The sequence below is a fragment of the Ruegeria sp. CF1 genome (assembly GCF_056537445.1).
This window is the reverse complement of the sequence record NZ_JBQFRN010000018.1, coordinates 37952-50826: the sequence shown is the minus strand read 5'-3', so window position 1 is coordinate 50826 and position 12875 is coordinate 37952. Positions and strand designations below refer to the sequence as shown.

General features: G+C 53.6%; 9 protein-coding genes. All 9 read left to right on the top strand.

Features of this window, described 5'->3' with window-relative positions:
• On the top strand, nucleotides 1–2384 hold a 2384-nt coding region (locus ACRZ96_RS20440), incomplete at its 5' end, for a cadherin-like domain-containing protein (RefSeq protein ID WP_480815029.1).
• Nucleotides 2385–2545: 161 nt separating this feature from the next.
• The gene (gene rfbF, locus ACRZ96_RS20435) at nucleotides 2546–3322 is read left to right on the top strand and encodes a glucose-1-phosphate cytidylyltransferase (RefSeq protein ID WP_170802998.1); all 777 of its coding nucleotides are present in this window, start codon (nucleotides 2546–2548) and stop codon (nucleotides 3320–3322) included.
• 1 nt (nucleotide 3323) lies between these two features.
• Nucleotides 3324–5648 (top strand): NAD-dependent epimerase/dehydratase family protein, encoded by a 2325-nt coding sequence (locus tag ACRZ96_RS20430; protein ID WP_480815028.1) that lies wholly within the window; start codon nucleotides 3324–3326, stop codon nucleotides 5646–5648.
• Nucleotides 5649–5665: 17 nt separating this feature from the next.
• The gene (locus tag ACRZ96_RS20425; protein ID WP_480815027.1) at nucleotides 5666–6841 is read left to right on the top strand and encodes a class I SAM-dependent methyltransferase; all 1176 of its coding nucleotides are present in this window, start codon (nucleotides 5666–5668) and stop codon (nucleotides 6839–6841) included.
• Nucleotides 6838–8001, top strand: a complete 1164-nt coding sequence (locus tag ACRZ96_RS20420; protein WP_480815026.1) for a class I SAM-dependent methyltransferase — start codon at nucleotides 6838–6840, stop codon at nucleotides 7999–8001. Before ACRZ96_RS20425 ends, ACRZ96_RS20420 begins: the two co-directional genes overlap by 4 nt.
• A 3-nt stretch (nucleotides 8002–8004) precedes the next feature.
• Entirely contained in the window at nucleotides 8005–9543 is a 1539-nt protein-coding gene (locus ACRZ96_RS20415; RefSeq protein WP_480815025.1) for a lipopolysaccharide biosynthesis protein, read from the top strand.
• Between the two features lie 71 nt (nucleotides 9544–9614).
• Nucleotides 9615–10499: a glycosyltransferase family 2 protein gene (locus tag ACRZ96_RS20410; RefSeq protein ID WP_480815024.1), complete on the top strand. Its 885-nt coding sequence runs from the start codon at nucleotides 9615–9617 to the stop codon at nucleotides 10497–10499.
• Nucleotides 10500–10904: 405 nt separating this feature from the next.
• Nucleotides 10905–12068, top strand: a complete 1164-nt coding sequence (locus ACRZ96_RS20405; RefSeq protein ID WP_480815023.1) for a glycosyltransferase family 4 protein — start codon at nucleotides 10905–10907, stop codon at nucleotides 12066–12068.
• Nucleotides 12065–12790 carry a polysaccharide deacetylase family protein gene (locus ACRZ96_RS20400; protein ID WP_480815022.1) on the top strand — a complete coding sequence of 242 codons (726 nt, stop codon included), beginning with the start codon at nucleotides 12065–12067 and terminating at the stop codon, nucleotides 12788–12790. The genes ACRZ96_RS20405 and ACRZ96_RS20400 overlap by 4 nt, the downstream gene beginning before the upstream one ends.
• Nucleotides 12791–12875 lie beyond the last annotated feature (85 nt).

The following is a 12875-nucleotide window of genomic DNA, read 5'->3' as shown; positions in this document are numbered from 1 at the left end:
GAACATATACTTATACACCTGATAGCGGCTTCAATGGAATCGATAGCTTCACATACACCATCTCGGATGGGGAGTTTGAGGATACGGCAACGGCGACCATCACCGTAAGTGACGGCACTCCTTCCCCGAGCGGTATCATTTCGGATGACTTTTCATCCAATGTTTTGAACCCGGTCTGGACGATCGAGGGCCCGTCGGGCATTTCCCATGCGTTGGGAACGGATGCCGCGGATGCGTTTCTGGATCTGGTCACGCCGGATGGCAACTATGATGTCTATAACAATAACAACGGCGCGCGTGCGATGCAGGCCACAGCGGATGCGGATTTCCAGATCGAAACCAGGTTCCTAACCACGCCGACCGAGGCATACCAACTTCAGGGTCTACTGGTCGAACAGGATGCGGACAACTGGATCCGTTTCGACACCTACTCGGACGGTGGCAACCTTTACGCCTTTGCGGCCACTACGGTGAACGGCAATTCCAGCAATGCCTTCAGAACCGCCATTCCCGGAGGGACGGCGCCTTATCTGCGGGTCGAGCGGATCGGTGATGATTGGGTGATGGAATATTCGCTGGACGGTATCTCCTGGGTAACGGCGGGCAGCTTCAGCCATGCTCTGACCGTCTCGCAGACAGGGGTCTTTGCTGGCAATACTGGTCAGGCCTCAGGCTATACCGCCCGGGTGGACTATTTCGAAAGTAGCGCTGATCCGATCACGGACGAGGATGGCACCTATACTCCGGTCAACATTGCGCCTGATGCGGTGGATGACGGGTTGACCACTGATCAGGACGTGGCGCTGGTGGTGGATGTGGCCGCAGACCTTCTGGCCAACGACAGCGATCCGAATGGGGATCCGATCAGCCTGACAGATGTGACCCAGCCAGCCAATGGCACCCTAACCGATAACGGCAACGGAACATATACTTATACACCTGATAGCGGCTTCAATGGAATCGATAGCTTCACATACACCATCTCGGATGGGGAGTTTGAGGATACGGCAACAACTACAATTTCTGTCGGTAACCCAATCAATGTCTGGTATGGCCTCACCCAAAGTTTTGGTATTCCGGGGGAAGGGCAGGAATGGATCAACATCCTCGGCAATGTCGGTGGAGATCCGATCTCGCTGACTTATTCCCTTAATAGCGGACCAGAACAAACGCTTTTGATGGGGGCTGACACTCGCCGACTGCAGAATGAAGGTGATTTCAACGTTGAACTCGCCTATTCCGACTTGGACGGATCAAGCACAGATGATGTTGTCACGATAACTGCCATGCTCAGCGACGGTACAACGGCCAGCCGAGACGTTGTGATCGAATATGAATCCGGCAACGACTGGAACCCGAATTACAACATTGACTGGGACACAGTGACGGATGCCCAAGATGTGCTTCAGATCGTTGACGGGACTTGGTCTTGGGATGCCAACGGGATCCGTCCGGTTGACCTTGGTTATGACCGGCTTTTGGTTTTGGGAGATCAAAATTGGGACAATTATGAACTCAACATTACCATAACCATGCACGATCTGAATAACGATGATCCGGTTGGGGTGGCCGAAGCGTTTGGCATTGGTATGCTATGGGGTGGGCATACTCAACGTCAAAACGACACTCAACTCAATACAGGCTATGAACCAGGTGCGTCGTTCACATATACGGAGCATTTTAGGAACACAAGCTATCATAGTTTTTTTGAACTGGTAAGTGCCAAGAATTTCGACCTAACCGAGGGCCTGACCTACAACTTCAAGGTGAGTGTCGAACAGGTGGGGATTTATGATCGGCAGTACAGCCTGAAGGTCTGGGAAGACGGTACCACTGAGCCGATAGACTGGACTGTACAAGGAATTGAAACCTTCAGTCTAGATGAAGCGCCTGCAACTGGTTCGATTTATCTTTTGGCTCATTTTTATGATGTCACCTTCGGCGATCTGACGGTCACTGAGATCACCGGCAACGATATTATCCAGGGCGACGACAGCGCTGAGGTTCAGGTCGCCGTCGATACCGGGAGCGCCACGCCGGGTCAGGGCGAGATAGATGTGTTTGTCGGCGCTGGCGGCGCGGATGTATTTGTCTTCGGGGATGCGAACGGCACCTATTACGACGACGGGATCGGGGCTGATGCGGGCGAGGGTGATTATGGCTTTGTCTACGATTTCATCTCGGGCACCGATCAGGTGCAGCTGGCGGGTGTTGCCGCGGATTACGTGCTCAGCACCGATGCGCCGGGCCTGTCACCGGGCACCGCGATCTGGCGGGTGGGCGAGAATGGCGATGCTGACGAGCTTGTCGGCCTTCTGAACAGTGTCTACGGGCTGGATCTCAACAGCGATGATTTCATCTTCACGGATACGCTTCTGGTCTGAGAAAGGTGAAAAATCACCATATTTCCGCTAATTGGAATACGGTATCGAGTAAAATATTGTCAGTTTCCGGAGGAACGCTTCATTCCATAAAATTGGCCTATTTCTTTGCCAGAGTCTCTTTGGCAAGCTTACGATTACATTTGTGTTAACGGAGAATTTCCATGAAAGTTGCAATTCTCGCCGGGGGCAAGGGAACGCGTCTGGCAGAGGAGACCTCGGTCAGGCCCAAGCCAATGGTCGAGATCGGAGGTATGCCCATCCTGTGGCATATCATGATGACCTATTCCCATTACGGGTATAACGATTTTGCCGTCGCCCTTGGCTATATGGGCAATTACATCAAGCGTTACTTTGCGGAATACGGGACGCTGGCGGGCAATATCACGGTCAATATGGGACATCCTGAACCGGTGGTGCGCCACGATCAGGATCACGCGCCCTGGACCGTCGATCTGATAGAAACCGGTGGTGAGACCCTGACCGGAGGGCGGGTCAAGCGACTGCAGCCTTATATGGGCGACGGGACTTTCATGCTGACCTGGGGCGATGGCGTATCGGATGTGGACTTGCACAAGCTGCTTGCCTTTCACCGCAGCCACGGCAAGCTGGCGACGATCACTGCGGTGCGTCCGCCCGCGCGCTACGGTCATATGCGCTTTGAGGGCAACCAGGTTGTTGCGTTCGAGGAAAAGCCGCAGACAGCCGAGGGTCGGATCAATGGTGCTTTTTTCATCCTCGAGCCGCAGGTCTTTGACTATATTGAAGGCGACATGGTCATGTTCGAACATGCGCCGCTGGAGAATCTCGCCAAGGATGGTCAGCTGATGGCATATCCTCATGACGGATTCTGGGCGGCGATGGACACCCTGCGCGACAAGCACAATCTGCAAAAGCTGTGGGATTCCGGTGAACGCCCCTGGGCGGTTTGGGAGAAATAATATGCGTGTATTGGTAACTGGTCACCGTGGGTATATCGGTGTGGTGCTGACCCCCATGCTGGAGGCAGCCGGACATGAAGTTGCGGGTATCGACAGCGACCTGTATGAGCGCTGCACTTTCGCTCCGGGCGGAGAGATGCCGCAAGTGCCGACGATCTTGAAAGATATCCGCGATATTGAGGCAGCAGATTTGCTGGGATTTGACGCCGTCCTGCATCTGGCCGCACTGTCGAACGATCCGCTAGGCGATTTTCGACCCGAAACCACTTATGAGATCAATTTTGAGGGCACGATGAGCGTGGCCCGCGCCGCCAAGGCGGCCGGGGTGTCGCGGTTTGTGTTCTCGTCCTCCTGCTCGAACTATGGCGCGTCGGGCGCGGATTTCATCGACGAGAACGGTGCCTTCAACCCGGTCACACCTTATGGCGAAAGCAAGGTCAAATCCGAACTGGCGCTGGCCGAGATGGCGGATGATACCTTCTGCCCGACCTTCTTGCGTTCGGCCACGGCCTATGGGGTCAGCCCGCGCATCCGGTTTGATCTGGTGCTGAACAACCTCGTCGCCTGGGCGGTGACCACGGGCAATATCCATATGAAATCCGATGGCACGCCCTGGCGGCCGATCACCCATATCGAAGATATCAGCCGCGCGTTTCTGGCGACGCTGGACACGCCGGTCGAAAAGATCCGCAACGAGGCGTTCAATGTCGGCGTGACCGAGCACAATTATCAGATCCGCGAATTGGCCGAGATCGTGGCCGATGTGGTTCCGGGTTGCGAGGTGACCTTTGCCGATGATGCTGGCCCCGACAAACGGTCCTATCGGGTGAACTGCGACAAGATCCAACGGGTGATGCCGCATTTCAAACCGCAATGGGATGCCCGCAAGGGCGCGCAATCGCTGTATGAATCCTATCTGGCGCAGGACCTGACGCTGGAAGAATTCGAAGGCCCCCGCTATCAGCGGATCGGCCATATCAAAAAGCTGATCGCCGATGATGTCATTGATGTGGCCCTGAAGCACACCAAAAACGGAGTGTCTTCGCGCACCCCTGAAAACGTGCAGGAAGCCGACCCTTCGGATTTCGTGGCCGACAGCGCCAAAGTCTGCTGCATATCCTGCGGTCATAAGGGGTTGTCACCCATTCTCGACCTCGGTCTGATGCCCCGTTCGGACGGTCTGCTGGAAGAAAGTGGGCTGACGCATAAAGAGTCACTGGTCCCACTGCGTTTGGGCTATTGCCCCGATTGTACTCTGGTTCAGCTGCTGGAAACCCGCCCGCCGGAAGAAATGTTCGGTGACGACTATGTCTATTTCTCGTCCTACTCCGAAGATCTGCTGAAGCATTCCCGCGAAAACGCGCTGGAACTGATCGAGAAACGCAAGCTCGGACCGGATAATCTGGTGGTCGAGATCGCGTCGAACGACGGCTATATGCTGCAGAACTTCAAAGGCGAAGGCATCAACGTTCTGGGCATCGATCCGGCCTCGCAACCCGCCACGGCAGCGCGCGAAAAGGGTATCGACACGGTGATCGACTTCTTCGGTACCCGCGTGGCCGGCGAATTGCGCGCACAAGGCAAACGGGCCGATATCATCATCGCCAACAACGTGGTGGCGCATGTGGCCGACCAGAATGATCTGGTGGCAGGCATGGCTGAACTGCTGGCCGATGACGGGCAGGTTGTGGTCGAGTTTCCCTATGTCCGCGACATGATCGATTTCATCGAGTTCGACACGATCTATCACGAGCATCTGTGCTATTTCTCGGTGGGTTCGGCCAAAACACTGTTTGAACGGCACGGGCTATATCTGAACGATATGCGGCGGGTGCCAATCCATGGCGGATCACTGCGGCTGTTCTTTGGCAAGACACCGGTGCCCACGCAGGCTGTTGCGGATATCCTGGCCGAAGAGCATGAGCTGGGTCTGGATCGGTTCGATTACTACAAGAGCTTCGGTGCCCGCGTCCGGGCCTTCCGCGATCAGGCGCGCAAGCTGGTCGGCAATCTGAAAGCCGATGGCAAGCGCATCGCAGCCTATGGCGCGGCGGCCAAGGGCACGATCATGCTGAACTTCCTACAGCTCAACGACCGGACCATTGAATACGCGGTGGATAAGAACATCCACAAGCAGGGCAAATACATGCCCGGCGTGCGTATCCGCATCGATGAGCCCGAAAGATTGATGGATGATAATCCGGATTATGTAATAATTCTGCCCTGGAACTTCCGCGACGAGATCATTCGCCAGCAGCAGGCCTTCCTGCAGGCCGGCGGCAAGTTCGTTGTACCGATCCCGGAACTGGAAATCGTCGAATCCTGACGGCGGAGGGCATATTTATGACTGAACTGACCTCTTGCCCGGCCTGTGCTGGGCAGACCCTGTCAGAGATTTACCGGCTGGACGCCATCCCGGTGCAAAGCTGCATTCTGCTGGACACCGAGGATGAGGCGCGCAATTTCCCGCGCCATCCGCTGGTTCTGAAATTCTGTGACGATTGCGGCTTTGTCTTCAATTCCGTTTTCGATCTGTCCAAGGTCGATTACGCCTCGACCACCGAGGAAAGTCAGCATTTTTCCGGCACTTTCAACCGTTTTGCCCGTGATCTGGCGGCCGAGGTGGCCTCGCTTTACGATCTGAAAGGCAAGCGCACGCTTGAGATCGGCTGCGGCAAGGGTGAATTTCTACAGGAACTGGCGGATCAGACCGGCACGATCGGTCTGGGTGTTGATCCCGGTTTCATCCCCGAACGCCTGCCCGGCGCGGATGGGCACGAGATCACCTTTCAGCGCGAATATTTCGACCCTGCCACCATCGCCGAGGCCCCTGATTTCGTCGCCTGCCGCCACACGCTGGAACATATCCCCGAGGTTGGCCGCTTCATGGACGAGATCGCGCAGGTGATCGGCGAACGCTCGGATGTGGGTGTCTTCTTCGAGACCCCGGATGTGTACAGGGTGCTTGCGGAAGGCGCGTTCTGGGACATCTATTTCGAACATTGCTCGTATTTCACCCAAGGCAGCCATGCACGGCTGTTCCGGCGGGCCGGTTTCGATGTGACCAAGCTGTATCTGGCTTATGACGATCAATATATCATCCAGTATGCGGAACCGGCAGCAAGCCGTCCGGTGTTGGCGCAAGAGGATGATCTGGACGCGGTGCGCGCCCTGGCTGCGGCCTTCCCGCAGAAAGTGGCCGAGATCCGCGCCCACTGGACCGATTTCGTGCGATCGCGCCATGGTGCGGGCAAGCGGGTGGCCATCTGGGGCGGTGGCTCGAAGGGTGTGTCCTTCCTGACCACCAATGATCTGGGGGCTGAGGTGGCGCAGGTCATCGACATCAACCCGTTCAAGCAGGGCAAATACCTGCCGGGCACCGGGCATCTGGTGTCCAGCCCTGAAAGCCTGAAAGACGCCCCGCCCGACACGGTGATTGTGATGAACCCGATCTACCTGCCTGAAATTGGCGCGCAACTGGCCGATATGGGCCTGAACCCGGAGCTTGTGGCGGTATGACCATAACCTTTCCCCTCTGCACCGCCGAGAACGCGCAAGACATCTTTCGGCTGGATCAGGTGCCGGTCATCTGCAACCAGCTCTGGCCTGATGCCGATGCCGCCCGCGCCGCCCCTGCCGGAACGGTGGATCTGAAGCTCTGCCCAGAAACCGGGTTCATCTGGAACGGTGCTTTTGATCCCGCGCGCATGGTCTATGCGCCGGGCTATGAGAACGCGCTGCATTTCTCGCCCAAATTCCAGGCCTTTGCCGAAGAGCTGGCCGCCGGTCTGGTGGACCGTCACGGCCTGAAAGGCAAACATGTGGTCGAGATCGGCTGCGGCGACGGGCATATGCTGGACCTGATGGCCAAATACGGCGTGGCCACCGCCACCGGGTTCGACCCCTCGATGGACGGTCAGCAGACCCCCTTTACCGCCCGCGACAATGTCGAGATTGTGGGTGAATATTTCTGCTCGGATCAGCTGGACCGACCCTTTGATGCCATCCTCTGCCGTCATGTGCTGGAACATGTGGATGCGCCGGTGCCGCTGATGACCGATATCCGCCGCGCCATCGGGGATCGCGATGTACCGATCTATTTCGAGGTGCCAAATGCCGGATGGATGCTGGATGCGGTGTCCATGTGGGACGTGATCTATGAACATGTGGGCTATTGGAGCGCCCCTGCCATCACCACCCTGTTCCGCCGCACCGGGTTCGAGCCGATCTCGGTCAGCGCCGGGTATGGTGAGCAATTCCTGATGGTCGAGGCTCGGCCTGCCGCGCCCCAGCCGGATTATCTGGATCCCGGGGCCGCCGATATCGCCTGCGCCGCCCATGCCTTTGGCCAGGCCGCCACTGCGGAACTGGATCTCTGGCGCGACCGGCTGTCAGGTTTTGAGGGCAATGTGGTCATCTGGGGCGCGGGCTCCAAGGGGATCACATTCGCCAACGCCTTGGGTGATGCGGCCCGCCCGCTGGTGGCGCTGGTCGATCTGAATACGCGCAAACACGGGCTGGTGGCCCCCGGGGTCGCCCTGCCGGTGATCGCCCCCGAGGCCCTGCCCGGTGTCAGCCCCGATCTGGTCCTGATCTCAAACGCGCTTTACGAGGCCGAGATCACCGAACAGGTGCGCAACATGGGCCTGAACCCGGATTTCGCCGTCATCGCGGGATAGGACATGGCGGTCGAGCACAAGAATATCGCCATTTCCAAAAAACTGGTCGCGATCAATTCGCTCAGCACCGTAATTGCCCGTCTGGTGAATTTCCTGGTGCTGATGTGGGTGTATCAATATCTTCTAAAACGCCTGCCCGCAGAAGAATTCGCTGTGTTACCAGTCGTCACGTCTCTGTTGGTATTCGCACCTCTATTCTTCTCTTTCTTTACGGGTGGAATTAGCCGTTACATTCTGGATTCATACGCAAAAGGGGACTTTTCTGAAGTTAGACGTATCGTATCATCGCTGCTGCCTACTTTGCTGGCCGCGGCAGGTGTTTTCGTCCCAACCGGCCTTCTATTGGCTGCTAATATTGAACATGTCTTCAACATCGCTCCCCGAATGGTTGAAGATGCACGCATCATGATAAGCTTATTGGTGACTAGCTTTACCCTGCAGATGATCATGATTCCCTTCACGACAGCTTACGAGGTTAAGCAACGCTATTTCGAGCTGAAATCACTCGAGATTCTACGGGATTTCCTACGTGCCGGGTTGGTGGTCTACTTCCTTCTGGTATTCGACACATCTGTGCTTTGGGTCGTGGTATCAACTTTCATTTCTGAGATGACGTTCATGACTGTTGTTCTTCTACGCTCACTATTTCTAGTAAAGGAATTACGTTTCGAAAGGAGGCTCTTCGATTTTACCAAAGCGCGGGAACTGATCTCATTTGGTATGTGGACAACTCTGGGCAGGCTGGGAGCCATCATGTATACTAATGCCGCGACTTTGCTGCTCAATCTTTACGGAACGCCAATTGGTGTGGCTAATTACTATATTGGAGCCACCATATTTAGGCAGATGCACAGCACCATCAGCCTTGCTGCACAGCCTTTACAACCGGCCATCACCGCTATGAATGCGCTGGAAGATCGTCAGAGGTTAGCTTCTACAGTGCTTCGTGGAGGGCGGTATGCGCTTTGGGCTTCCATGGCTTTAGCCACTCCTTTAATCATATATGCAGACATTTTTATTAATATCTATCTCGGGCCCGAATATTCTGATGCAGCACTCATCATCGTGCTCTTCATGATAATCTTTCCGTTTTCACATGCGACGGTGCTGCTGCCTATCACCGCAACGGCAACGGCCCACGTAAGAGAATTCAACCTGCCTGCTTTCCTCTTCCAACTGGCTGGATTGATTTTGATGTTGATTTTCCTCAAATGGTTTGGGTTTGGCGCTGTAGGAATCACAGCGGCCCTCACGATAATCACTATCGGTGCACAACTAAGCTATTTTTGGGGGCTCTGCCTCAGGCTAATTGACGTTTCTCTTCGGAGATTCGCTAATGATGTTTTATTGAGTGGCCTTCTGCCCGCCTGTGGTGGTGCCCTGGTCTGGGGCGGATTACGGTTGTTGAAGACCCCTGATGGATGGATGGACTTGATACTCTTCAGTGTAATTGGCGAGATCGCATACCTAACAATTCTTGTATTCTGGGCGCTTAATACAAACGAGCGTCAATCACTATTTAAGATTTTGAAGGGCTCATGATCATGCCACAGTCTGATGATAAAATCTGGACATAATTCGTTCCGCATCAAGGGTGGCAGGGAGACAAGAGAATGAGTAAAGTGTTTATCGGATTGCCAGTCTACAATGGTGCAAATTTTCTCGAAGCTGCACTGCAAAGCCTTGCAAATCAGACCTATAGAGATTTCCAAGTTCTTATCGCGGATAATGCTTCAACAGATGAAACCGAAGATATTTGCCACCACTTTGTCGCAAAAGACTCCCGTTTTATCTACCACTGTCATCCTGAAAACCTCGGTGCCGCTCCGAATTTCAATTTTTGTGTAGAACAGGCCTCCGGGACTTACTTCAAATGGATGGCGCACGATGATCTCTGCGAGCCGGAATATCTGGAAAAGTGCATTAACGTTTTGGAAAGGGATGACGCTGTGGTTCTGGCCCAGGCGCGCGCCAAGTGCGTCAACGACGAAGGCACAGTTACGGGGCACTATGCGAAAGAATGGGATTTCAATGATTCGGACCCGATCAAGCGTTTTGCGCGGGCCATGGCCTTGGATCATGCCTGCGTGACTGTTTTTGGCCTCATTCGGTTGGAGATTCTCAAAAAGACCCCTGCCATTTCGCCTTTTGTCGGCTCAGACCGTTCGTTGTTAGCTGAGCTTGCTTTGCATGGTTCGCTTGAATACGTCCCGGAAGAGTTGTTCCTATGGAGAGACCATAAAAGTCGCTCCGTAAAAATCGCAAACCGACGCCAAAGACTCGCTTGGTTCAACCCAAAGGCCAAGACCGTTTTCTCGTCGCTCTATTCACAGCAGATCTGGGCAAACCAAAAGGCTGTTATGCGTGCAACTCTGCCTATGAAGGACAAAATCAGAGCCACAGCCAATACTGTAAAATGGGTTACGAAAAACCATAAAATGCTACTGTCGGATTTGCGGACGTTGGGAGGCGCGATTATCCGATACCGTAGCCCATGAATGGCACAGCCAAAATAAGATGACTATTGAGAAGTGAACAAAGCTTGAACCTCCCCCGCTAAAGCAGTTTTTTGTGTTTCTTAGCGCAACTTCGGCAAACTCGGACAGCGATGCCAGTCCGCCATGCTACGAAAAGACTGAAAACTCTACACCTGAATGGCGCAATGTCGGGTGTTAGAGCACTCAATAGTCGAGAAGTGGAGTATCATACTTATGATTGGTGTTGTTGTCCTGACTTTCTACTCTGAGGATGTGATGGAGGCTTGCTTAGAAAGCTTTCGCACATTGGACTACCCCTCAGCACTTCGGGCTACCGCCCGTCAGTCCCGATATCTTTCGCCTCTATGGACCAAAGTCCGATCATGCACTAAAAATCGAATTAGACCACTCAGGTGGGGCTGATCAATGCGCCATAATTCAAATCAGAGGGCCAAGAATCTGCGTATCGGACTTACCACGATTGGCGATTCACGTAATGTTAAGTTTTGGTCTGGAACTCCAAAAAATATGTCGGAAGCACTCCAGAACCAAGGATTCGACATAACACATATTGGCCCATTGAGCGCATGGTTTCTCAAACCCTATCAGGTGATTGCTAGGTTGCGAAAAACACTTGATCTACCGCGCAGCCCCGCAGTCTTTGAAGATCGCATTATCCAGCAATATGCTAAAGATAGCGCGAGGAAAGTAAAGGCGGAGCTTCCGGATCTAGTTTTTGCGCCTGCAGGATCAATTTTCGCCTGGAATACACCTAAAGAGATTCCTTTGATTTATTCGTCTGATACCACCTTCAGATTGGCTGAAGACTACCATCCTAATTTTCGCAAGTTGTCTCCCCGTGCAAAATCTTCCATGGATTTGGCGGAACGAAATACCATTGCGCGGGCGGACCTTATTTTGTACCCAACGCGATGGGCCGCTAAATCAGCAATTGAAGACTACGGAGCAGATCCTCAGAAGGTTCACGTTATACCCTGGGGCGCTAATATACGTACCCCACCGAAACGAGAAATAGCACTGCAGCCAAGAAAGCCTGGCCCTGTGCGACTACTTTTCGTTGGTGTAAGCTGGACCGAAAAGGGAGCCGAAATCGCAATTGACGCGTTGAATCACCTCAGATCATCCGGCGTTGAGAGTGAGTTGGTTATTTGTGGGTGTACACCACCCGCTGCAATCAATATCGAAGGGTTGACCATTATTCCTTACCTTAACAAAAACGATACTGCGCAACTCAATCAGCTAACAAAACTATATGAAGAGGCAGACTTCTTTATCCTACCAACACGCGCCGACTGCTACGGAATCGTATTTTGTGAGGCCGCGTCTTATGGATTACCAAGCATTGCACCCGCCACTGGAGGTGTTCCCGGCGCAATCATGAATGGCGAAACCGGGATTTTAGTTCCACCAAAAGCCGGGGGAGCAGCATATGCGGAGGCCATCGCCCGTCTGATAAAGGAGCCCAACCACCTAGAAAGGTTGAGGCAGACAAGCCGTAATGCTTTTGAGACACACCTGAATTGGCAGGCTTGGGGCACACAGGCAGCCGAATTAATACGCGCGCTATGATTATTCTTAATTATCACGAACTGAGAAAACAGGAGGGCGGTGACGACTGGACCCTGACCGAGGCGCGGTTTCAATCGGACCTTGCTCTCTTCAAGGATAAGTTAATAACGCCAGATCAATTCCTGACCCGCTGCAAGGAACCATCATATAACATAGATAATTCCGTGCTTCTGACTTTCGATGACGCCTCATTGTCCGATTATACACAGATCTATAATCGCCATATGATGAACGAAGAAATACCTGGGTTTATTTCATTCATTCCCGTTGATTATGTAGGCTCTCCCAATCGAATGAGTTGGGAAATGATTGCGGAACTCGCGCAAAATGGCGTAACTATTGGATCGCATGGAATGGCGCATGTTGATCTAACCACCATCTCGGATGAGGAACTTGATCACGAGCTTTCCAACTCACGGATCGAACTTGAGGATCGCTTGGGGCTCCCGGTTACGCTTTTTGCTTTTCCGTTTGGTCGTTTTTCCTCTCGAGTCTGGAAAGCAGCGTTAGCTGCGGGCTACACCCATCTTTTTTCTATCCAGCTTGGGTATCATCAGGGCTTTGAATCCTTTCTGTACTCACGCCTATGCGTCAGCAAGTATATGGATGAGCACTATATACGCCATTATCTTGACGATCCTAATTCTGCACGTGGTTTAGCTTGGAAAGTTAGCTCGCAACTCCGTCTTTATCGGACTCTTATGCGCTGGCGATTCCGATAGTGAAGCCAACTGTATGCAGAGTTTTTATGTCAGCCCAGTAGAATCTGTGAGCTACTCCCCAATGTTTGGACAGGATTCCGCGAAG